The organism is Sphaerisporangium sp. NPDC051011 (assembly GCF_040653595.1).
In the GTDB taxonomy this organism is placed as follows: domain Bacteria; phylum Actinomycetota; class Actinomycetes; order Streptosporangiales; family Streptosporangiaceae; genus Sphaerisporangium.
Window position 1 is genome coordinate 44264 of sequence record NZ_JBFAGG010000012.1, and the last position, 22092, is coordinate 66355.

At 71.8% G+C, this 22092-nt stretch carries 18 protein-coding genes; 8 read left to right on the forward strand and 10 right to left on the reverse strand.

Features of this window, described 5'->3' with window-relative positions; all coding sequences use genetic code 11:
• Positions 1-80: 80 nt before the first annotated feature.
• The 6 genes from AB0H21_RS26520 to AB0H21_RS26545 form a co-directional block, all read right to left on the reverse strand.
• Positions 81-827 carry a polyprenol monophosphomannose synthase gene (locus AB0H21_RS26520; RefSeq protein WP_358521493.1) on the reverse strand — a complete coding sequence of 249 codons (747 nt, stop codon included), beginning with the start codon at positions 825-827 and terminating at the stop codon, positions 81-83.
• Complete coding sequence (lnt, locus tag AB0H21_RS26525) at positions 827-2503, reverse strand: apolipoprotein N-acyltransferase (protein WP_358521496.1); 1677 nt, start codon at positions 2501-2503, stop codon at positions 827-829. Before lnt ends, AB0H21_RS26520 begins: the two co-directional genes overlap by 1 nt.
• A gap of 568 nt (positions 2504-3071) precedes the next feature.
• Complete coding sequence (locus AB0H21_RS26530; protein WP_358521498.1) at positions 3072-4370, reverse strand: enolase C-terminal domain-like protein; 1299 nt, start codon at positions 4368-4370, stop codon at positions 3072-3074.
• Positions 4367-5248, reverse strand: a complete 882-nt coding sequence (locus tag AB0H21_RS26535; RefSeq protein ID WP_358521499.1) for an NAD(P)-dependent oxidoreductase — start codon at positions 5246-5248, stop codon at positions 4367-4369. The genes AB0H21_RS26530 and AB0H21_RS26535 overlap by 4 nt, the downstream gene beginning before the upstream one ends.
• A 94-nt stretch (positions 5249-5342) precedes the next feature.
• The gene (locus AB0H21_RS26540) at positions 5343-7679 is read right to left on the reverse strand and encodes an ATP-binding domain-containing protein (protein WP_358521501.1); all 2337 of its coding nucleotides are present in this window, start codon (positions 7677-7679) and stop codon (positions 5343-5345) included.
• Positions 7680-7986: 307 nt separating this feature from the next.
• Positions 7987-8133 carry a hypothetical protein gene (locus AB0H21_RS26545; protein WP_358521502.1) on the reverse strand — a complete coding sequence of 49 codons (147 nt, stop codon included), beginning with the start codon at positions 8131-8133 and terminating at the stop codon, positions 7987-7989.
• 34 nt (positions 8134-8167) lie between these two features.
• Between AB0H21_RS26545 and AB0H21_RS26550 the strand changes: the two genes are divergently transcribed.
• The 7 genes from AB0H21_RS26550 to AB0H21_RS26580 all read left to right on the forward strand — a co-directional run bounded on the left by AB0H21_RS26550 (position 8168) and on the right by AB0H21_RS26580 (position 16431).
• A complete protein-coding gene (locus AB0H21_RS26550) occupies positions 8168-9430 on the forward strand; it encodes a transposase (protein WP_358521503.1) in 1263 nt (420 codons plus the stop codon).
• Positions 9431-9610: 180 nt separating this feature from the next.
• The gene (locus AB0H21_RS26555; RefSeq protein WP_358521504.1) at positions 9611-10837 is read left to right on the forward strand and encodes an ROK family transcriptional regulator; all 1227 of its coding nucleotides are present in this window, start codon (positions 9611-9613) and stop codon (positions 10835-10837) included.
• A gap of 97 nt (positions 10838-10934) precedes the next feature.
• Positions 10935-12266 carry an extracellular solute-binding protein gene (locus tag AB0H21_RS26560; RefSeq protein ID WP_358521506.1) on the forward strand — a complete coding sequence of 444 codons (1332 nt, stop codon included), beginning with the start codon at positions 10935-10937 and terminating at the stop codon, positions 12264-12266.
• 2 nt (positions 12267-12268) lie between these two features.
• Complete coding sequence (locus AB0H21_RS26565; protein WP_358521507.1) at positions 12269-13228, forward strand: sugar ABC transporter permease; 960 nt, start codon at positions 12269-12271, stop codon at positions 13226-13228.
• Entirely contained in the window at positions 13225-14109 is an 885-nt protein-coding gene (locus AB0H21_RS26570; RefSeq protein ID WP_358521509.1) for a carbohydrate ABC transporter permease, read from the forward strand. The genes AB0H21_RS26565 and AB0H21_RS26570 overlap by 4 nt, the downstream gene beginning before the upstream one ends.
• Complete coding sequence (locus AB0H21_RS26575; RefSeq protein ID WP_358521511.1) at positions 14109-15371, forward strand: 6-phospho-beta-glucosidase; 1263 nt, start codon at positions 14109-14111, stop codon at positions 15369-15371. The genes AB0H21_RS26570 and AB0H21_RS26575 overlap by 1 nt, the downstream gene beginning before the upstream one ends.
• Before the next feature lie 73 nt (positions 15372-15444).
• Positions 15445-16431 (forward strand): BadF/BadG/BcrA/BcrD ATPase family protein, encoded by a 987-nt coding sequence (locus tag AB0H21_RS26580; protein ID WP_358521513.1) that lies wholly within the window; start codon positions 15445-15447, stop codon positions 16429-16431.
• A 27-nt stretch (positions 16432-16458) separates the two neighbouring features.
• Here AB0H21_RS26580 and AB0H21_RS26585 read toward each other — a convergent pair whose 3' ends face one another.
• From AB0H21_RS26585 to AB0H21_RS26600, 4 genes are all read right to left on the reverse strand, one after another.
• Positions 16459-16914: an Lrp/AsnC family transcriptional regulator gene (locus tag AB0H21_RS26585; protein WP_114033716.1), complete on the reverse strand. Its 456-nt coding sequence runs from the start codon at positions 16912-16914 to the stop codon at positions 16459-16461.
• 316 nt (positions 16915-17230) lie between these two features.
• Entirely contained in the window at positions 17231-18688 is a 1458-nt protein-coding gene (locus AB0H21_RS26590) for a hypothetical protein (RefSeq protein ID WP_358521515.1), read from the reverse strand.
• 329 nt (positions 18689-19017) lie between these two features.
• On the reverse strand, positions 19018-19893 hold the full coding sequence (locus AB0H21_RS26595) for a permease-like cell division protein FtsX (RefSeq protein WP_358521518.1): 876 nt from the start codon (positions 19891-19893) through the stop codon (positions 19018-19020).
• A 249-nt stretch (positions 19894-20142) separates the two neighbouring features.
• Entirely contained in the window at positions 20143-20589 is a 447-nt protein-coding gene (locus AB0H21_RS26600) for a helix-turn-helix domain-containing protein (RefSeq protein ID WP_358521521.1), read from the reverse strand.
• Between the two features lie 320 nt (positions 20590-20909).
• Between AB0H21_RS26600 and AB0H21_RS26605 the strand changes: the two genes are divergently transcribed.
• Entirely contained in the window at positions 20910-22082 is a 1173-nt protein-coding gene (locus AB0H21_RS26605; RefSeq protein WP_358521523.1) for a thiolase family protein, read from the forward strand.
• Positions 22083-22092: the final 10 nt, after the last annotated feature.

The following is a 22092-nucleotide window of genomic DNA, read 5'->3' on the forward strand; positions in this document are numbered from 1 at the left end:
CGGGACGTACAACGCCCGAAACGGCCGGGATGGTTCCCCGCGCCGCCCGGACGGGCCCGCACCGGCGAGGGCCAGCGGGGTCAGCGCGTCCCGCGGACACGGCCCGGCAGGCCGGAGACGCCCCACACGGTGACCCGCCACAACGCCTCGGCGACGATCGCGCGGCTCATCTTGCTAGCCCCGGCCGTCCGCTCGACGAAGGTGATCGGCACCTCGGCCACGCGTAAGCCGCCCCGCACGGTGCGCAGGGTCAGGTCCACCTGGAAGCAGTAGCCCTCCGACCGCACGTCGTCGAGCCCGATCTTCTCCAGCGCCGAGGCGCGGTAGGCCCGGAAGCCCGCCGTGGTGTCGCGCACGGGCACGCCGAGCATCAGGCGGGCGTAGGTGTTGGCGCCCCGGGACAGCAACTCGCGGCCGACCGGCCAGTTGACCGTCTCGCCGCCGGGCACCCAGCGCGACCCGATCACCAGGTCGGCGCCGCCCGCCAGGGCCTCCAGCAGCTTGGGGAGCTCCTCGGGCCGGTGGGATCCGTCGGCGTCCATCTCGACCATGACGTCGTAGCCCTCGGCCAGCCCCCACCGGAACCCGGCGATGTAGGCGGCGCCGAGCCCCTGCTTGCCGGGGCGGTGCAGGACGTGGACATGATCGTCGGCGGCGGCCAGCTCGTCGGCGACGTCGCCCGTGCCGTCGGGGCTGTTGTCGTCGGCGACCAGGAGGTGGACGTCCGGCACGGCGGCCCGCAGCCGCGCCGCGATCATCGGAAGGTTCTCGCGCTCGTTGTAGGTGGGGACGATGACGAGCACCCGTCCGAGGGTGCGCTCCTCCATCACCTGTCCTCTTCTTCCGGTTCCTCCGGGTCCTGTGGGCCTCGTGTGCCCTGTCCGCCTTCCGCGCCCGGGGCGCGCCGCCGCGCGAGGGCGAGGGCCACGGCGCCGGCCCCGATGAGCGACAGTACCCATTCCGGCAGCGCGCCCACCCGCGTGGCGAGGGTGCGGCCGGTCTGGAGCGGCACGGTGATCACGGCCATGTCCTTGACGCGCTCGGCGGTGCGCCAGCGCACCCGGCCGGCCGGGTCGATGTAGGCGGATATGCCGGTCGTGGCGGCGATGACCACCGGGCGGGCGTGCTCGACGGCGCGGAGCTGTGACATGGCGAGCTGCTGCGGCGGCAGGTTGGTCAGGGCGTAGGTCGCGTTGTTGGTCTGCACGACGATCGGCGTGGCCCCTGTGAGCACGGTCGAGCGGACGGTGTCATCGAAGGCGACCTCGTAGCACTCCACCGCGCCCACCGTCACCGGGCCCATCTTCAGGTCGCCGTCGCGGGTGCCGGCCAGCGACTGCAGGCCCACGAGGTTGACGCGCGCGATGAACTTGGACAGCAGATCCTTGAAGGGGACGAACTCTCCGAACGGGACGAGCCTGCGCTTGTCGTAGAACGCCCCGGGGCCGCTCGCCGGATCCCAGACGATGCCCCGGGTCATGCGGTGCTCGCCGTCGGGGTGGCGCACCACCGCGCCGACCAGCACCGGGACCCCGATGTCGCGCACGGCCGCGTCGATCACCTCGCGGGCGTAGGCGTCGCGGTAGGGGTCGATGTCGGTGGAATTCTCCGGCCAGATCACGATGTCCGGCCTGGCGATCCTGCCCTCGCGCACGGCCCGGGCCAGCTCGTGGGTCTCGTCCGCGTGGTTGCGCAGGACGACGGCGGGCTGGTCGCCGAGGAAGCCCATGCCCCGGCCCGGCACGTCGCCTTGGATCACGCCGACGCGCACGGTGCCGGATGGCGCGCCCTGCTGCCGCGGGAGCGCGTACCCCACCGCGGACCCCACCAAGGGCAGCGCGACCACGCCCGCCGACAGGCAGGCGGCCGGCCAGGGCGGCGTCCCCCCGGCCGGGCGCGCGCGCCGCGCGAGGGCGGGCAGGCGCGGGGCAAGGGCGGTGAGCAGGGCCGCGAGCAGCGTGCCGCACAGCACGACCGCGAAGGTCACCAGCGGGGCGCCGCCCAGGGCCGCGTACGGGGTGAAGGGCGTGTCGCCCTGGCTGAACGCGACGCGTGCCCAGGGGAACCCGCCGACGGGGAACCGGCCGCGCAGCCATTCCTGGGCGATCCACAGGGCGGCGACCCACAGCGGCCAGCCGCGCAGCCGCGTGACCAGGGCCGCGCCGGCGGCCAGAGCCCCCCAGAACAGGCTCTCGATCGCCACCAGCGCCAGCCACGCGTCGTCACCGATCGGCCGCACCCACGCCAGCGTGGGCAGCAGGAACGCGACGGCGCCGAGGTAACCGACCCACGCGGCCCGGCGCGCGGGGAGGCCGCGCACCGCCAGCGTGAGGGACGCGATGCCGATCGGGGCGAGGAACCACAGCCCGATCGGCGGAAAGGCGAGGTAAAGGAGGACTCCCCCGGCGAGGGAGGCGGCGATCCGCGCCAGGACGCGCGGGGGCGGCGGGCCGCCGGCGACGGCCGGCGTCCGTTCGTGCTGCTGCACCGTTCGCTGGGCCACAGGTGCGGTGTCTCTTCTCGCGGATCCTTCGGTGACCCCCGAACGCTATCGCCCGGCGGGCACCGCTCCAACCGCAGGGGCGGCGCGGCGGAGGATCGCGCATGGTGATCCCTGGGCACGGGTCACGCCCAGGAACCACGCTGCGTTGCGGCACGGGACGGGAAGAGGGCCCGGACGACCCTTCGGACCGGATCCGTCCCGTCGGCGGCGAGCGCGGAGTTCCGTTGTCTACTGGGTGTCCAGGCCCCTCCCGGGTCCAACCCCCCACCCGGCTGGGGTGCCCCGACTCGACGGAACGCCAGCGCTGCGCCTGGCTGAGCAGACGGAGTCGTGCTCCGTCATGACGCAGAATCCGACGATGTCTGAAGACGGCCAACCGGTAGTCCCGTGCTGGACTGTCCAGCAAACTACCGACCTCAGCTCAGATGTCAACCGTGTCCCGATCAGCGGAAACCTAAGTTTTCGCAGCTAGGACAGGAGACGTGAGTGCCGCCATGTGCGCCGATGGGGGTGTTTATGCAGCTCATGCGCATGCACCTCGTGATCTCCGGACGAGCCCGGCACACCGTCAGGGGGCCTCGATGCCTCCGTCCGGGCGCCGCACGCCGGCGGCCCACCGCTCGAACAGGTGGGTGGACGGCGGGAAGGCGGCCGCGGCGGTCTCGTCCAGGCCGATGCCCCAGCCCGGCGCGTCGTTGGGGTACAGATGACCGCCGCGCGGGACGAGCGTGCCGGGGAAGACCTCCAGGGTGGCGTCGTTGTAGATGTGCCCCTCCTGGATCGCGAACGCGGGCGAGGTGACGTCCAGCGCCACGTTGGCCGCCGCGCCGACCGGCGAGACGTCGGCGGGCGCGTGCCAGGCCGTGCCGACCCCGGTGAGCTCGCACAGCGCCACGAGCTTGCGGGCGGGGGTGAGCCCGCCGACGGCCGAGACGTGGCACCGCAGGATGTCCACGCCGCCGCCGGTGACCAGCCGGGCCGCGTCGGGGACCGAGGCGACCTGCTCCCCCACGGCGATCGGCATGGGGGCCGCCTCCCGCAGCTCGGGGAGCCGGTCGTACAGCTCCAGCGGGATCGGGTCCTCCAGGAAGAACAGCCGGGCGGGCTCCAGGGCGCGGGCCATGCCGATGGCCTGCTTGACGGTGAGCCGGTGGTGGACGTCGTGCAGCAGTTCGATCTCGTCGCCCAGCTCGGCCCGGGCCGTGGCCAGGACGTCCGGCGTGGTGCGCAGGTAGTGCAGGACGTCCCATCCGTCGGGGTTGGGGTGGCTGGGGTAGGCGCCGCCCCTGCCCGGCGCGCCGTAGCTGCCGAGTCCCGGCTGCCCGACCTGGACGCGCACGTGCCGGAACCCGGCGGCGATGATCTCGCGGGCCTGGCCTAGGGTCTCGGAGAGAGTCGCGCCGCCCGCGTGCAGGTACAGCGCCGCCGCCGCGCGCACCCGCCCGCCGAGCAGTTCGTAGACCGGCATGCCCGCGCGTTTGCCCGCGATGTCCCACAACGCCTGGTCGACGCCGGACAGCGCGCTGTTGAGCACCGGGCCGCCCCGCCAGTAGGACGTGAGGTGCACCATGCGGGTGATGTCCTCGATGTCGGCCGGGTGGCGGCCGATCAGCATCGGGGCGACGTGCCGCTCGACGGTGGTGACGACGGAGTGGAAACGCTGGGTGAAGGTGGCGCAGCCGAGGCCGTACAGCCCGGGGTCGCTGGTGTCGACGCGGACCACGACCAGCGGGACGCCCTCGGGCGCGGTGACGATCGCCCGCACGCCGGTGATCCGCAGGCGGTCGCGGGCCGGCCAGGGAGCCTGGGTCTGCGGCATCACGACGGCCTCGCGCGGCGCCGGGGCCGCGTCCTCACGGGCGATCATGGTGTCACCTCACCGGTGTGGGCCTCGACGGGGTACAGGTGCTCGGCCTGGAAGCCCAGCAGCCGGGAGGCGGCGCTCAGGTCGATGGGGACGGCGCGCCCGGGCAGCGGCGCCCGCCGTTCGGCCCCCGGGTGGTAGCGGTCGAGCAGTTCCTCGGTGGGCAGCGCGCACAGGGTGGTCGGCGCGGCGAGGAAGACGACGTTCGCGCCGGTCAGCGGGCGCGTCGCCGCGAGCCGGTTGGCCCGGGCGGCGTCCCTGAGGTCCAGGTAGGACCACAGCTCGCGGGCCCCCTCGGCGGGGTCCCGCGCGTACATGGCCGCGCGGTCGGGCAGCTTGTCGCCGGGGCCGCCGAGCAGCGGGAAGCGCATGGCGACCGAGTCGACGCCGTGACGGCGGGCCATCATGACGGCGATGGCCTCGTCGGTCTGCTTGGACAGCGCGTACGGGTCCTCCACCTGCAGGGGCAGCGCCTCGTCGATCGGCACGTAGGCGGGGTGCAGCGCGCGCGGCGAGAACGGCAGGCCGAGGACCGAGAGGCTGCTGGCGAACACGACCCGCCGCACACCGGCCCTGGCGGCCTCCTGGAAGACGGCGAAGGTGGCCCGGGTGTTGCCCAGGAACACCTCCTCCGGCGTGCCGAGGGTCGGGGCCGGGATGGCGGCCAGGTGGATCACGGTGTCCACGCCGTCCATGGCGGCCCTGACGGTCTCAAAGTCGCCGGCCTCGCCGGTGACCACTCGGTCGGCGGGGAGGTCACCGGGGTCGTGGAGGTCGAGCGCGGTCACCGGGACCCCGTGCCCGGCGAGCAGGTCGAGCGTCGGGCGCCCCAGCCTGCCCGCCGCGCCGGTCACCAGGACGCGCCGCGTGTCGCGGGTCAAAAGATCACCACCTGAACGTCCGTGCGTTTCGTTGCCCGACCTGCCTACACCATCCGCCCGGGGCGGCGCGACCATCGGGCGCACGCCACGGCGGTCAGGGGGCCGGGACGGGCTCGCAGCGGGAGAGGATCCCGGGCAGCGGGCCGGTGTGGACGACGCCGAGCCGCTGGGTGGCGCGGGTGAGGGCGACGTACAGATCACCGGCGCCGTGCCGGGACTCGGCGAGGATCTCCCCGGGCTCGGCGACGATCACCGCGTCGAACTCCAGCCCCTTGGCCTCGGCGACGGTCAGGACGGCGACGGGGGCCTCCAGCGCGTCCGCGCCCTGCCCGGCCACCGCTTCGGGCACCGAGGAGGTGACGGCCTCCCCGAGCTCGGCGGCCCGGCCGGCGGGGACGATCACGACCAGGCGCCCGCCCTCGACGACCTCCCCCGAGACGATCGGCCCGAGCTCGCCGAGGTCGCCGACGCGGCGCGACCACGGCCGGGTGCCGGTCTCGCGCACCGAATCCGGCGCCCGCAGGGAGGGCCCGACCAGTGTGAGGACGTCGGCGGCCACGGCCATCAGCTCGACCGGGGTGCGGTAGTTGACGCTCAGCGTCTCCGCGCGCCAGCGGCCGGCGGCGTACGGGTCCAGGACCTGCTTCCAGGAGGTGGCGCCGGCGGCCGACCCGGTCTGGGCGATGTCCCCGACGATGGTCATCGAGCGGTTGGGGCTGTGGCGCATGAGCATGCGCCAGGCCATGGGCGACAGCTCCTGCGCCTCGTCGACGATGATGTGCCCGTAGGCCCAGGTGCGGTCGGCGGCGGCACGCTCGGCGGTCGTGAGGTGGATCTCGTCGTCGCGGTGCCGGGCGGCGAACCGCTCGGCGTCCAGGATGTCCGACATGCCGGTCAGTTCGAGGACCTCGCGGGCGTAGGTCAGCTCGGCGTCGCGCTCGGCCTCCTCGGCGCGGCGGGCGGCGGCGAGCTCCTCCTCGGCCTGCATCGCGGCGGCGCGCACCACCATCGGGTCGATGTCGCCGAGCAGTTCGGCGGCCTCGTCCAGCAGCGGCACGTCCGCCTCGGTCCACTGGACCCGGCCCGGGCGCGGCGCGCGGAACAGCAGGTCGCGCTCGGCCGTGCCGAGCCCGGCGTACTCCATGCGCTCACGGGAGCCGTACAGGCCGAGCAGGAGCTGCTGCGGCGTGAGGTAGGGCCACAGGCGGTTGAGCGCGGACTTGACGGCGGGCTCGGTGCGCAGTTCCTCGCGCAGGTCGGCGAGGTCGGACTCGTCGAGCATGCCCCGGCCGAGCACCTTGGCGGCCTGCTTGGCGAGCGCGCCGAGGACCTGGCGGACGAAGACCGACCTTGCCTGGTTGTGCGGGCGCCTGCTGCGCAGCGCGCGGCTTCGCGCCGTCTCGCAGACGCGCTGGTCGAGGCGCAGGGTGTACCGGCCGAGGTCGATGTCGATGGGCCTGCGGGGCATCCGCTGGCGGTCCTGGACGGCGCGGGCGATCACCTGGGCCATGCGGGCGTCGCCCTTGACGGCGGCGATGTCGTCGGGCTCGCGGTCGGTCGCGGTGACGCCGGGGAACAGCTCGCCGACGGTGGACAGCAGGACGTCGGTCTCACCGAGCGAGGGCAGGACCTGCTCGATGTAGCGCAGGAAGGTGAGGTTCGGGCCGACGATGAGCACGCCGCGGCGGGCCAGCCGCTCGCGGTGGGTGTAGAGAAGGTAGGCGGCGCGGTGCAGGGCCACGACGGTCTTGCCGGTGCCGGGCCCGCCCTGCACGACCAGGACGCCGTTCAGGTCGGAGCGGATCACGCGGTCCTGCTCGGCCTGGATGGTGGCGACGATGTCGCGCATGCGCCCGGTGCGCTTCTCGCCCAGGGAGGCCAGCAGGGCGGCCTCTCCGTTGAGGGTGGCCCGGTCGTCGTCGCTGAGCCGGTCGAGGTCGAGCAGGTCGTCGTCGACGCCGATGACGCGCCGTCCCCGGGTCTGCAGGTGGCGCCTGCGGGTGACGCCCATGGGCTCGGCCGGGGTCGCCCGGTAGAACGGCTGGGCGACGGGGGCGCGCCAGTCGATGAGAAGCCGGGTCTGCTCGTCGTCCGACAGGCCGAGGCGGCCTATGTAGAGGGGTTTCTCCTCGGCCAGGTCGAGGCGGCCGAAGCACAGGCCGTTCTCGACGGCCCACAGCCGCGCGAGGCGCTCGGAGTACATGACGGCGAAGGTGTCGCGCTCGGAGCGGTTCTGGTGGGTTCCTCCGCCGCCCTGGGCGAGCACGCCGTCGAGCTGCTTTCGTGTGCGCGCCCGGAGCAGGTCGAGCCGCTCGTACAGGCCGGCGACGTAACGCTGCTCCCTGGCGAGCTCGATTTGACGGGTAGTCCCTGCTTCATTATCATTGATAGTAATGTGAAACTCCGGGCGTATGTTGCTATTTGTGTCCATTGTGATAACAAGGGCTCAGAATAGCAGATCGGCCCTCGCGCTCGGGTTTTCGTCGCCGCCCTCCGAGGCGGCTTTTCTCTTGTACGGGCCCTTTTCTCCATTCCCCGTCTGATCCCCCGATCGCGCTCCGTTCACCCTCGCGCACGCCCTTCACCGGGGTCGGGGCCCTCTGGCCGATGATCGCCGCACATCAGCGAGGTGCTACCGAGTTCGTCCGCAGTGCTCCGGCCTTCGGGCCCGGGGTGAAGCGGACTGTCCCGCGTAGCGGGGCAGGGAAAGCCGATCCGCCGCCAACGGCCGATCGGCGTTACCCGGCGGAGTCGAGCTGGTTGTGCCGTTCGATCCGCCGGGCGGGTGGCAGACCAGGGCCGCGGGGTTCGCGGTGACGTTCGGCGGTGGCCGGCTTACCAGTGAAGTAGGCGCCCCAGGTGTCGCGGATTTCTCGAACACTCATTCGTTCGGTCCGGTACCAGGTTACTCTTGGCGCCGTGCAGCTCAGGTACGACTTCCGCCTCTACCCGACCGCTGGTCAGCGCGTCGCGCTGGCGCGGGCGTTCGGGTGCGCGCGGGTGGTGTTCAACGACGGTCTGCGCGCACGGACGGACGCCCATGCGGCCGGGCTGCCGTACGTTTCGGACGGGGAGTTGTCCAAGCGGGTCATTTCCGAGGCGAAGAAGACGCCGGAGCGCTGCTGGCTGGGTGAGGTGTCGGCTGTGGTGTTGCAGCAGGCGCTGGCGGACCTGAACCAGGCGTTCCGGAACTTCTTCGACTCGATCAGCGGGAAGCGGAAGGGGCCGAAGGTGGGCCCGCCCCGGTTCCGGTCCCGCAAGGACAACCGGCAGGCGATCCGCTTCACCAGGAACGCCCGGTTCTCCATCACCACGGGCGGGAGGTTGCGCCTGCCGAAGATCGGGGACGTGGACGTCCGCTGGTCCCGCTCCCTGCCCGCCGGACCGTCCAGCGTGACGGTGGTCCAGGACGCGGCCGGACGGTACTTCGCCTCGTTCGTCGTCGACGTCGAACAGCGGCCCCTTGCGCCGGTCGAGTCCGAGACAGGGATCGATCTGGGACTGGGGCACTTCGCGGTCCTGTCCGACGGGCGGAAAATAGACGCCCCGCGTTTCCTTCGCCGCGCGGAGAAGAAACTCAAGAAGCTCCAGCAAGCGCTGTCCCGCAAGGCTGAAGGGTCGAGCAACCGGGCCAAGGCCCGGCGGAAGGTCGCCCGGCAGCACGCCAAGGTCGCCGACGCGCGCCGCGAGTTCCACCACCAGCTCTCCACAAAGATCATCCGCGAGAACCAAGCGGTGATCGTGGAAGACCTGGCCGTGGGGGGACTGGCGCGCACCCGGCTGGCCAAGAGCGTGCATGACGCGGGCTGGTCGGCGTTCGTCGGCATGCTGGAGTACAAAGCCGCCCTGTACAGGCGGGTCTTTCATCGGATCGACCGGTGGTTCCCCTCCTCCAAGCTGTGCTCGGACTGCGGGGCCATCGCCGGCAAGATGCCATTGCACGTCCGGGAGTGGACCTGCCTGTGCGGGGCGGTCCACGACCGGGACGTCAACGCCGCACGTAACATATTGGCCGCCGGGAGGCGGCAGGTCGCCGCTGGACGGAAACCCGTGCCTGAGATGGGCGGGAAGCGGAGACCCAAAACGCCTGTGGAGACCCGTAAGACCCCCGCCCCCGCGCCCCGGCGCGGTGAGAAGGGCACGGTCAAGGAAGCAGGAAGCCACCGACGTGCCGCCGCGTGAGCATGCGCGGCACAGGCGGAATCCCCGGGCTTCAGCCCGGGGAGCGCGTCAACAACCTGGTCACAGCTTGGTAGAGCCTATTGACCCTGGTCGGGGGCGTGGCGGTACGGTCCTAGTGAGTTAGTAACCTTTCCTAACTTGCGCCGGGGACTGTCCGTGTGGTGAGGAGTATTGGGCGGTATGAACACGAATTCGCAGCCGGGAACGCCCAGCCTGCTGCGCGCGATCAACGACCGCGCCGCGCTGCAGGTGCTGCTGGAACGCGGGCCCCTGACCCGCCCCGAGCTCGGCGTCCTCACCGGCCTGTCCAAACCCACGGCCTCGCAGCTGCTCATACGCCTCCAGGAGGCCGGCCTCGTCGTGCTGGACGGCATCCGCGAAGGACTTCCCGGGCGCACGGCCGAGCTGTACCGGATCAACCCCGTCGCCGCGCACGTCGTCGCACTGGACGTGACGCCCGCGCGCATCGCCGCCCGCGCCGCCGACATCACCGGCGCCGTCCTGGCCGACCATATCCTGCCCACCCCCGGCCGTAGCGCCGGCAACGTCGTCGAACGGGTGCGCGCCTCCGTCAACGGGGCGTGCCTGCAGGCCGGCATCGACCCCGCCGCCCTCCATCGCATCGTGATCGGCATCCAGGGCGCCGTCAACCCCGCGACCGCCCGCCTCGGCTACGCCGCCCACATCCCCGGCTGGCACATCCCCGACCTCGTCGGAACCCTGCGCGACGGGCTCGGCGTGCCGGTCGACATCGAGAACGACGTGAACCTCGTCGCGCTGACCGAGCAGGCCCACGGCATCGCCCGCGGCCACGCCGACTTCATCCTGCTGTGGGCGGACGCGGGCATAGGAGCCGCGCTCGTGCTCGGCGGCCGGCTGCACCGCGGCGCGACCGGCGGTGCCGGCGAGGTCGGCTACATGCCCACCGTCGGCGCGCCGACCTCCCGCGAGACCGGCAAGCGCGGCGACCACGGCTTCCAGGCCCTCGTCGGCGGCCCCGCCGTGCTGAAGCTCCTGCGCTCGCACGGCGTCCGCGGCACCGAGCCGGCCCAGGCCGTCCGCAACGCCGTGCGCGACGCCGCCGTCGGAAGCGGCCGCGCGGAACGCGCCCGGGAGGCGCTGCGCGAGGTCGCCGCCCGCCTGGCCATGGGCCTCGCCCCCATCACGGCCGTGGTCGACCCCGAGATCGTCGTGCTCACCGGCGGCATGCTGCTCGCCGGCGGCGACCTCCTGGCCGAACTGGTCGAGCAGGAACTGCACCTGCTCACCTTCCCCCGGCCGCCGGTACGGGTCTCCAGCGTCGACGGCAACCCCGTGCTGACCGGTGCGCTCGGCCTCGCCCTCGCCACGACCCGCGACGAGATCTTCAGCTCCACCGTCCCGTCCGCCCTTCCCGACCCCTCCTGACCCCTCCTGCCGCCTTCCCCCGGATTCCCCGGACCCGCGCGCTCCCGCCGCCCCTCGTGCGACCTCCTGATCACCGACCACCCGTAGGAGGAATTCCGTGAAATCACCTCTGCTGCTCGCCGCGGCGGCAGGTCTGGCCCTACTCGCGTCGACCGCCTGCACGGCCGGAACCGAGAGCGCGCCCGGCGTGCCGTCCGCGGGAAGCACCCCTGACAAGGAGCCGGTGACCATCACCATGTGGCACGGCTTCTCCGCCGACAACGAGATCAAGGCGTTCGAGGACGCCCTGGCCGGCTTCAGGCAGAAGTTCCCCTGGATCACCGTCAACACCACCAAGGCGGTCCAGGACGACCAGATCATCCAGTCCGTGCGCGGCGGCAATCCGCCGGACGTGGCGCTGTCCTTCACCACCGACAGCGTGGCCACCTTCTGCAAGACGGGCCTGTTCCAGAACCTGGAGCCGTACCTCGCGGCGGCCAAGATCGACGAGTCGATCTTCCCCAAGGTGATCGCCGAGTACACCGAGTACGACGGCAAGCGGTGCGTGATGCCCATGCTCGCCGACACCTACGGCCTCTACTACAACAAGAAGCTGATGAAGGGCGCCCAGCCGCCCAAGACGCTGTCGGAGCTGGCCGACCTGGCCAAGAAGCTCACCGTGCGCGACGCGGACGGGACCATCAAGGTCGCCGGCTTCAACCCCAGCGCCCAGATGTACGAGAACGTCCCGATCCACACCGGCCCGATGGTCGGCGCCAAGTGGACCAACCCCGACGGCACCTCGGCCATCGGCGCCGACCCGGCGTGGAAGCAGCTCATGACCTGGCAGAAGGGCCTGGTCGACTGGTTCGGGTACGACCAGCTGGAGAAGTTCCGCAAGACCTTCGGCGACGAGTTCTCGGCCGACAACCCCTTCATGAAGGGCAAGGTCGCCATGGCCATCGACGGCGAGTGGCGCAACGCCATGATCGCCGCCGACGCGCCGGACCTCGACTACGGCACCGCCCCGCTGCCCGTGGCCGACGACAAGCCCCAGCTCTACGGCAGCGGCTTCATCGCCGGAACGGTCGTCGGCATCCCGCGCGGCGCCAAGCACCCCGAGGCGGCGTGGGACCTGGTGAAGTACCTCACCACCGACACCGACGCGCTGGTGACGCTGTCCAACGCGCTGCGCAACGTGCCGAGCACCCTGCCCGCCCTGCAGTCGCCGAAGCTGGACAAGGACGCCAACTTCCAGACGTTCCTCGACATCTTCGCCAACCCCAACAGCAGCACCCTGCCCGCGCACATCAACTCGGCGTTCAACCAGCAGACGCTGCAGGAGGCCCAGAACAACTGGGAGTCCGGACGCGCCAAGGACCTGGACGCCCTGCTCGCGGACGTCGACAAGAAGATCAACGACAAGCTCAAGCTGACGGCGGGCGGCTGATCATGGCCGCGACGACGCTCGGGCGTCGAAGGAAGGCGGTGCCGGTCGGCGGCCGGCACCGCCCCACCCTGCGGGCGCTGCTCTACCTGTCCCCGTGGCTGGTCGGATTCGGGGTCTTCTTCGCCTATCCGCTGATCGCCACCGTCTACTTCTCGTTCCAGCGCTACGACCTGTTCACCCTGGAGCCGGTCGGCCTGCTCAACTACGAGTACTTCCTGCGGGACGAGGCCGCGTGGACCTCGATCCGCAACACGCTGTGGCTGGTCGTGGTGATGGTGCCGGCGCGGGTGCTGTTCGGCCTCGGCGTCGCCCAGCTCGTCACCAAGCTGAAGTCGGGCGTCGGAGTGTTCCGGACCATCTTCTACCTGCCGTCCCTGGTGCCGCTGGTCGCCGGGACGCTGGGGTTCGTCTTCCTGCTCAACCCGGGCACCGGCCCGGTCCCGACGATCCTTTCGGCGATCGGCATCCCGTCCCCGGACTGGTTCGGCGACCCGGCCTGGGCCAAGCCGGGGCTGACCCTGCTCGCGCTGTGGTCGGTCGGCGACCTGATGGTCATCTTCCTGGCCGCGCTGCTGGACGTGCCCAAGCAGCTCTACGAGGCCGCCGCGCTGGACGGGGCCGGGCCCTGGCAGCAGTTCTTCCGGGTGACCCTGCCGGTGATCCGGCCGGTGCTGATGTTCGCCGCCGTCACCGGCGTCATCCAGACGCTGCAGTACTTCACCCAGGCCATGGTGGCCGCCCGCGTGGCCTCGGGCTCCACCGACTCCGCCGGGTCGGTGTTCACCCCCGGCTACCCCGGCCAGTCCACCCTGACCTTCCCCGAGTGGCTCTTCCACCAGGGGTTCCGCGACTTCGCCATGGGTTACGCCTGCGTTCTGGCGCTCATCCTGTTCGCGGTGTCGATGGTGTTCACCCTGTTCCTGCTGCGGCAGTTCCGCGGCCTCGGCGAGGAGGACGCATGACGCTCACCCTCGCGCCCGCCTCCCGGGCGCGCAACGCTGCCGGCCGTACGCGCGTCCCGCGCCGGCGGGCCACGCTGAACTGGATCGCCACCCACGCCATCGCGGTCGCCCTGTCGATCATGTTCCTCGGCCCGCTGGTGTTCATCGCGCTGACCGCCGTCATGACCGATCACCAGGCCCTCACCTCGCAGCTGTGGCCGAAGGACTGGGAGTGGGGCAACTTCGCCGAGATCTTCCAGAAGGCGCCGCTGCTCACCTGGATCCTCAACACGCTCATGTACGCGGTGCTGGCCACCGTGTTCATGCTGATCTCGTCGATCCCGGTGGCGTACGCGCTGGCGCGGCTCCGCTTCCCGGGGCGCAAGGTGGCGACCCTGCTGGTCATCACCACGATGATGCTGCCGCCGCAGGTCGTCGCCGTGCCCATCTACATCCTGTGGGCGCGCTTCCACCTCACGGGCACGCTGTGGCCGCTGATCCTGCCGATGCTGCTCGGCGACGCATTCTCGATCTTCCTGCTGCGGCAGTTCCTGGCGACGATCCCGAAGGAGTACTCCGACGCCGCCCGCGTCGACGGCTACGGCGAGTTCGGGACGCTGGTGCGGGTCATCCTGCCGATGGCCAAACCCGCGATCGCGGCCGTCGCCCTGTTCCAGTTCTTCTACTGCTGGAACGACTACTACGGGCCCCTGCTGTACGCGGGGACCGACACCTCCCACTGGACGCTGTCGGTGGGCCTGGCCTCCTTCAGAGCCGTGCACCGCGTCCAGTGGAACCTGACCATGGCGGCCACCCTGCTCGCCATGGCACCGGTGATCATAGTGTTCTTCTTCGCCCAGAAGGCGTTCATCGAGGGCGTCAAGCTGACGGGAGTCAAATGATGAAACTGGCCGTTGTCGGGGGCGGCTCCACCTACACGCCTGAACTGATCGACGGTTTCGCCCGCCTGCGGGAGGAACTGCCGCTGTCGGAGATCACGCTGATCGACCCCGACGAGCGGCGGCTGTCGCTGGTGTCGGGCATGGCGTCGCGGATGCTCGCGCGGGCCGGGCACCCGGCCACGGTGAGCACGGCCACCACCATCGAGGACGGCGCCGCCGGCGCGCAGGCCGTCCTCATCCAGCTGCGTGTCGGCGGGCAGGCGGCGCGCGACGTCGACGAGACGCTCCCGCTGGAGTGCGGCTGCGTCGGGCAGGAGACCACCGGCGCCGGGGGCCTCGCCAAGGCCCTGCGGACCGTTCCCGTGGTACTGGACATCGCCGAGCGGGTCGCCAAGGCCGCGCCCGGCGCGTGGATCGTCGACTTCACCAACCCCGTCGGCATCGTCACCCGGGCCCTGCTCCAGGCCGGGCACCGGGCGATCGGCCTGTGCAACGTGGCGATCGGCTTCCAACGGCGCTTCGCCGCCAACCTCGGCGTCGCCCCCGAGCGCGTCTCGCTCGGGCACGTGGGCCTCAACCACCTGACGTGGGAACGGTCCGTGTACCTGGACGGCGTGGACGTGCTGCCCAAGCTGCTCGCCGACCACGGCGAGCAGATCGCCGGCGACATCGGCCTGCCACCGGCGCTGATCCGCAGGCTCGGCGTCGTGCCGTCGTACTATCTGCGGTACTTCTACGAGCACGACGCGGTGGTCGCCGAGCAGCGCTCCAAGCCGTCGCGGGCCGCCGAGGTCGCCGCGATGGAGGAGAGGCTGCTCGCCATGTACGCCGACCCGGCCGTCGACACCAAGCCCGCGCTGCTGGAGAAGCGCGGCGGCGCGTTCTACTCCGAGTCCGCGGTCGCGCTCATCTCCTCGCTGGTCAACGACCGGGGCGACACGCAGATCGTCAACCTGCGCAACGACGGCACGCTGCCGTTCCTGCCCGGCGACGCGGTGATCGAGGTCCCCGCGCGGATCGGCGCCACCGGGGCCACGCCGCTGCCCGTCGACCCGGTCGAGCCGCTGTACGCCGGGCTGATCGCCCACGTCACCGCGTACGAGAACCTCGCGCTGGAGGCCGCGCTGCACGGCGGCGCCGGCCGCGTGACCGACGCGCTGCTCGCCCACCCGCTGATCGGGCAGGCGTCGGTGTCGGCGGACCTCGCCGAGCGCCTGATCGCGGCCAACCGCGCCCACCTTCCGTGGGCGGTGCGGGCGTGACGACCATGCCACAGGCCGGGCGGGACGGCGCGCCGACGCCCGGAATCGGGGAGACCCAGGAAGGCGGAGCCGCGTGAAGACCGTCCTGGCGGTCGACGGAGGCAACAGCAAGACCGACGTCGCGCTGGTGGCCGAGGACGGGACGCTCCTCGCGCGCGAGCGGGGCCCCGGCTTCACGCCGCAGAGCTCGGGCGTCCCCGCCGCCATCGACGTCATCGGCGAGACCGTCCGGCGCATGCTGGGCGACGCCGCCGCCACGCCGTACGCCGACCTGGTGTCCGCGTACGTCGCCGGCGCCGACCTGCCCGTGGAGGAGCGGCTGCTCGGCGAGGAGATCTCCGCGCGGGGCTACGGCGCGGACGTCGTGGTCGGCAACGACACCTTCGCGCTGCTGCGCGCGGGCGCGTCCCGGCCGTGGGGCGTGGCGGTGGTGTGCGGCGCGGGGATCAACGCGGTCGGGGTCTCGCCCACCGGCGAGGTCGCCCGCTTTCCCGCCCTCGGCAGGCTCAGCGGCGACTGGGGCGGCGGCTACGGCCTCGGCGAGGAGGCCCTGTGGCACGCCGTCCGCGCCGAGGACGGCCGGGGCCCGGCGACGCTGCTGCTCGACGTGGTCCGCGGCCACTTCGGCACCCGGCTGGTCGAGGAGGTCGTCCTCGGGATCCACTTCGGCGAGCTGCCGTCCGACGTGCTGCACGGGCTCGTGCCCCTGTTGCTGGCGGCGGCGGCCGAGGGGGACGCCGTCGCCCGCGGGGTCGTGGAACGCCAGGCCGACGAGGTGACGGTCATGGGCGTGGTGGCGATGCGCCGCCTCGGCCTGCTGGAGCGGCCGTGCGAGGTCGTCCTCGGCGGCGGCGTGCTCACCGCGCGCCACCCCCTGCTGATGGGGCTGATCGAGCGGAGGTACGCCGCCCAGGCGCCGTCGGCGACGCTGCTGGTCGCGGACGTCCCGCCGATCGTCGGTGCGGCGCTGCTCGGCCTCGACCGGCTCGGCGCGAGCCCGGAGGCGGCGCGCCGGCTGCGGGAGAGCTTCAGCGAGCCGATCCCGGCACCGGTCCCCTGACCGCCGGGCCGTCGGGGGCGCCTCCGCTCAGGAGGCGCCCCCGGTGAGGTCCGGGGTGCGGTACTCGTACGGCGTGCTCAGCACGATCGTCGTGCGGGTGGCGACGTTCGCCACCGCCCGGATCTGCTGCAGCAGCAGTTCCAGCGCGTTCGGCGAGCGCACGCGCACCTTCAGGATGTAACTCTCGTCCCCCGCGACGCTGTGGCAGGCCTCGATCTCGGTGAGGTGTTCCAGCTTCTCGGGCGCGTCGTCGGGGGCGGAGGGGTCGATGGGCTTGATCGACACGAACGCCGTGAGGGGAAGGCCGACCGCCTCGTGGTCGATCAGCGCGGCGTAGCTCCTGATGACGCCGCGCTTCTCCAGCCTGCGCACCCGCTGGTGCACGGCGGAGACCGACAGTCCGGTCTCCCTGGCCAGATCGGTGAAGCTCATCCGCCCGTCTGCGGCGAGCAGCGTCACGATACGGCGATCGATGTCCTCCACTCCGTAAACGGTAGCGCCCTCTGAACCCGTTTCGTCACGCTTAGCGGTCACGGCATGGCCGCAACCGACACTTCCCGGTCACATGCCGGACTCCCCGGCTCCGCCCGGCGTTCCGCGCGCCCCCGCCCGAAACCCCGATCCGGGGCGCGATAGGGCCCGATATTCCGCCCCCGGAGCACACCTGGAGATCCCCGCACCTCGTCCCCACGATCCCCGTATTACAACGGCATGGGAACCCATCCACGGCAGGCCTGCGACGACGACGCCTGACCGCACGGCCCCCGCCGCGGTCGCCTGACCGCAGTGCCGGACCGGTTCAGGCGAACGCGGCACGGACGTACTCGGCCCATTGGCGCTCGAAGTCCTGCCTTCCGATCCCGAGCACCTCCGTGAGCGCTTGGTCGGACCCCGCGCCCCGGTAGTGGGCGAGCACGAACTCGACCGCCTTCCGCTCGCCGTACCGCTCCGCGATCATCTGGATCGCCAGCCCGCTGAGCTGGTAGTTCTCCCCGACGAGACCGTTGAGCTCCCAGGAGTCGTTGTCCGGGATCCGTCCCTCGAACGGCCGGTCGCCCTCGCCCCGGACGTACGCGCGCGTCTCCGGGGTCCGACCGTTGTCACCGAGGCTCTGGCCGTGGTGCTCGATGTACTCGGCGAAGCCCTCGATCACCCACTTCTCCCCCGACTCCGCGAACGCTTCGCTCGCCAGCGGTGCCAGCAGCGAGTGCGCGATCTCGTGCCGGAAGATCTCCCGTACCGCGTCCACCCCCTCGTCCGCGTCGCCGAAATGCCAGGGCGTGCTGTCCACGACGATCCGCGAGCCGCCGAAGTACCCGTCCGCCGCGGAGGAGGAGGGCATAGATATGGAGACACCGGCCTCATAGAACTTGGGCGTCTCATGGCGGAACAGGTGTCCCTGCTCGTCCCTCCTCTTCGCGAGCACGATCATGAAGCGGGCCGGGACCGGAGTGCCGGGGTCGCCGTTCCGCGCCCAGAAGTCCAGATCGGCGACGGCGGCCTCCTCGGCGAGCGGGGCCACCCTGGCGCCGAGGTCGGCCTGGTCGGAATGGGTGAGGACCACCGTGTGCTCGGTCGTGACGGCCGACATGTCCGCCCAGCTGTCCCATGGGGCGGGATAGGAGCCGGCGTACGTCCCGGTGATTCCGGCGACCTTGGTCACCGTCGGCGGGGCGTTCTCGTCCGCCTTCACCACGGTCCAGCGGTACCACTCATCGACCGGCCGCAGGTCGATGCCCTCGAACTGGTGCTCCAGGGTCACCTCGAAGGAGAAGGTGATCCAGTTCCCGAAGCTGTCCTTGGTCAGGCCCTTCCCATCCTGCACCTCGAAGGCGGCCTTCCCCAGGGGAAGCTTGCGGAGGTTGTTGAAGGTGTTCGTCTGCTTTCTCAGCAGTCCGGCGTTGCCGTGGTCGAAGATCTTCAGGTAACCGTCGAGGTCCCCCGCCTGGAACGCCTTGGTGTGGGCCTCGGCCGCCTGCCTCAGAGCGTCCTCGGCCAGCTGGAACGAGTCGGGCGGGTCTACCGGCTCCTCCTCGGCCGTCTGCGAGGAGTCGGGCGGGTCTACCGGCTGCCCCTCGGCCGTCAGCGAGGAGTCGGGCGGGCCTTCCTGCTCCTTCTGGGCCCGCACCGGGTCCGGCGAGTTCTCCGCGACGATCCCGCCGGTGACCCCGAAGCCGTCCGAGCCCGGCTGCCCGTTCGGGACCGTGAAGAAGAAGGCCACCACGGCGACGGCACCGACGACCAGGCTGACCGTCATCAACAGGCACCCCGCAACCCCCTTACGCGGCCGCGCGGGTGCCGCCGAGGTCGTCGACGGCGGGTACGGAGGCGCGGCGCCCGGATACGGCTGCTGCCAGGGATAGACCGACGAATCCTGGTGGCCAGCCTGCTCCATAGTCACCTTTATCCGGTCAGAAGCCGCTATGTAGATAAAAAAGCGCCTCATCCAGGCGCGTCACGGAGCGTACAGCCGGCGCGTCCCTCCGCCGGTGAAGAGCGATCGAACTCTCCGGCAACACCAGGCCACCGGCCCGAGCCGAAGGCGATGAGGACAACGACCTCGATACGATCAGGCGGTGACGGCTCCTAGGGCGCGAGATGCGGAGTTATGCCCGCGACGCCCGGGAGGGGCTTGAGGGTGGATTTGATGGTGTTCGCCGCTCGGGGGTCGGCCAGTTTGACGTGGTAGGCCTCTCCCATCTCCTCCAGGGCCGGGAGCACGCCAAGCGCGGATTCGGCTACCTTGCGGGCGTGCTCGGCGGGTTCGAAGTAGACCGTGCCGATTCCTTCGATCGAGGACAGCATGTTCTCGATGGCGCGGCGCTCGTCCGGGGTCGGGCGGCTTCTGCCCGCGCACGGGGGTTCCTGGTCCGCGGAGGCCCCGCACAGCCGGACGGCGAGGTCGGCCTTGCCCGCCCAGAAGAGGCCCGGTTCGAAGAGGACCTCGGCGACCGCGGGGAGCTTTTCGACCGCGGCCCGCAGTTGGTCCTCCGCGGGATGCGTCGCGGCCGCGTCACCCCGGACGCGCAACTCGCCCACGAACCTGGGGACCGTGTCGTCTTTCATGAAGACGGATCCTCCCGGCTCGTCCTCGCCGGTCATCTGGTTCAGTTCCCCCGCGAACTCCTTCGCGGGGACAAAGGAGACCTTCCCGACGCCCGGCACCGCGCGAATGGCCGCTTCGACGGCGCGCCTGCCCTGCTCGGTGACCGCCTGGGCGCAGCCTTCGGGACGCGGCGGCGTGCCGGCGCACAGCGTCACGGTGAACCCCTCGACCGGCCACGGCCCGCTCGGCGGCGCCAGGACCGTCAGGGCGGGCTTGGGCCAGAGCCGGTACGCGGCGCCGCCGCCTAGGGCCAGCGCCACCACGACCGCGGCCACCACCAGGAGCCTTCCCCGTCTCTTCCCCGCGTGCGGCGGGTGGACCGGCTTGCCGCTTCCGGCGTCGGCTTCGTCCCGCACGTTCGCCTCCTGGTTCCGGCGGCGGGCGTGCAGCGGAACCCTGCTGCGCCGACACTATGCGTCCTGTCCGGCGGCCATGGGTTCCGCCCGATCGTCCATCGCCAGGGTAACGGCCTCGGGGGCGGGACGCACCATGAACTAACAGCCCAATTCGGGCTTACCGCCGACCGCGCTCGCCCCGGTCGGCATGTCCCCCGGCAGCGGCCTCGCCGAGGTCTCCTCACGGGATCGGACGCGTGGGTCAGAGGGTTACGCCTCCGCAGGCCGGTCGTCCGGGGAGTCCTGGACGGGGACGGCGCCGGTGTGGGTCCAGCCGGGGATTTGGAAGTGGACGCGGCAGGAGCCGCCGGTGACGGGTTCGCCGCAGGTGCGGCACACCAGCACCGGGTCGAGGTCGGTGCCGCAGGAGTGTTCCACGACGATCGGCGGGCGATCGGTGAGGTGGCGGTCGCCCCACTGGCGCAGCAGGTGCAGGACGGGCTCCAACTCGCGGCCGGCGTCGGTCAGGCGGTACTCGTGGCGGGCCGGGCGGGTGCTGTAGAGGGTCTTCTCCAGGACGCCGCCCTCGGTGAGGCGCCGCAGGCGGGCGGCCAGGATGTCGCGCGGGGCGCCGGTGTTGCGGGCGATGGCGTCGAAGCGGCGCACGCCGAGGAAGATCTCGCGCAGCACGAGCAGGGAGTACTTCTCGCCGATCACGCTGAGGGCGTCGGCGACGGAGCAGGGGCGCGCGGCCGGCCGGGAACCCGCGCGAGCGGGCCCCGCTTCCGATCGGGTGGGCTTCGCCGCGTCCGGTTCCGCCGACGCACGGGTCCGGTCCCGTTCCGGCCGGGGCGCGCGGGTTTCAGCCGGTTCCGGGTGTGTCTCTGTGAACGCCCCCTGTGCCGGCGGCGGCGGTTGTGTCGGCGGCGTGGATGGTGCGGGCGGCGTGGACATGGTCACATTTTAGAGGCTGCGTTGGATTATCCAACTGACTGCGGCTAGAGTAAATCCAGTTTTCCAACCCACTGGAGGACGTCATGCGTGACGCCGTGATCGTGCAGGCCGTGCGTACTCCCATCGGCAAGGGGAAGCCCGGAGGCGCGCTCGCCTCGATCCACCCGGTGGAGCTGCTCGCGCACACGCTCAAAGCCCTGATCGACCGTGCCGGCGTGGACCCCGCGCTGGTCGACGACGTGATCGGCGGCTGCGTCGACCAGGTCGGCGAGCAGGCCATGAACACCACCCGGTACGCCTGGCTGTCGGCCGGCTTCCCCGACACCGTCCCGGCGGTCACCGTCGACCGGCAGTGCGGGTCCTCCCAGCAGGCCGTCCACTTCGCCGCGCAGGGCGTGATCGCGGGCGCCTACGACCTGGTCGTGGCCTGCGGGGTGGAGTCCATGAGCCGGGTCCCGATGTGGTCGAACGTCCCGCCGGGCGCCGACCCGTTCGGCCCCGGCGTGGCCGCCCGCTTCCCCGAGGGGCTGGTGCCGCAGGGCATCAGCGCCGAGCTGATCGCCGCGAAATGGTCGCTGGGCCGCGAGCGGATGGACGAGTTCGCGCTCACGTCCCACCACAGGGCCGCCGCCGCGCACGCCGCCGGGGCGTTCGAGGCGGAGATCGCGCCGATCGGCGGGACCGGCGCGGACGAGTCCGTGCGCCCGCGCACCAGCATGGAGGCCCTCGCCGGGCTCAGGCCCGCGTTCGCCGACCCGGCCTACGCCGAGCGGTTCCCGCAGATCGACTGGTCGGTCACCGCGGGCAACAGCAGCCCGATCAACGACGGCGCCGCCGCGCTGCTCATCACGACCAGTGAGACGGCCGCCCGGCTCGGGCTGCGTCCCCTGGCGAGGCTGCACTCCTTCGCCGTCACGGGCTCGGACCCGCTGCTCATGCTCACCGGCGTGATCCCGGCCACCGAGAAGGTGCTGCGCCGGTCCGGGCTGACGCTCGCCGACATCGACCTGTTCGAAGTGAACGAGGCCTTCGCCTCGGTCGTGCTCGCCTGGCTCCAGGAAACCGGCGCCGACCCCGCGAAGGTCAATGCCGACGGGGGCGCCATCGCGCTCGGGCATCCGCTCGGGGCGAGCGGCGCCCGCATCATGACCACTCTGGTCCACGCCATGGGCCGCCGCGGCGCGCGGTACGGCCTGCAGACCATGTGCGAGGCGGGGGGCCTCGCCAACGCGACCATCCTGGAGAGTGTCCGGTAAGGATCAACGA

Coding starts and splice junctions, on each gene's coding strand:
- AB0H21_RS26575 (WP_358521511.1), top strand. CDS start 14,109: ATGAAACTGGCCGTTGTCGGGGGCGGCTCCACCTACACGCCTGAACTG.
- AB0H21_RS26590 (WP_358521515.1), bottom strand. CDS start 18,688: ATGACGGTCAGCCTGGTCGTCGGTGCCGTCGCCGTGGTGGCCTTCTTC.
- AB0H21_RS26545 (WP_358521502.1), bottom strand. CDS start 8,133: ATGAGTGTTCGAGAAATCCGCGACACCTGGGGCGCCTACTTCACTGGT.
- AB0H21_RS26555 (WP_358521504.1), top strand. CDS start 9,611: ATGAACACGAATTCGCAGCCGGGAACGCCCAGCCTGCTGCGCGCGATC.
- AB0H21_RS26530 (WP_358521498.1), bottom strand. CDS start 4,370: ATGATCGCCCGTGAGGACGCGGCCCCGGCGCCGCGCGAGGCCGTCGTG.
- AB0H21_RS26605 (WP_358521523.1), top strand. CDS start 20,910: ATGCGTGACGCCGTGATCGTGCAGGCCGTGCGTACTCCCATCGGCAAG.
- AB0H21_RS26565 (WP_358521507.1), top strand. CDS start 12,269: ATGGCCGCGACGACGCTCGGGCGTCGAAGGAAGGCGGTGCCGGTCGGC.
- AB0H21_RS26570 (WP_358521509.1), top strand. CDS start 13,225: ATGACGCTCACCCTCGCGCCCGCCTCCCGGGCGCGCAACGCTGCCGGC.
- AB0H21_RS26520 (WP_358521493.1), bottom strand. CDS start 827: ATGGAGGAGCGCACCCTCGGACGGGTGCTCGTCATCGTCCCCACCTAC.
- AB0H21_RS26540 (WP_358521501.1), bottom strand. CDS start 7,679: ATGGACACAAATAGCAACATACGCCCGGAGTTTCACATTACTATCAAT.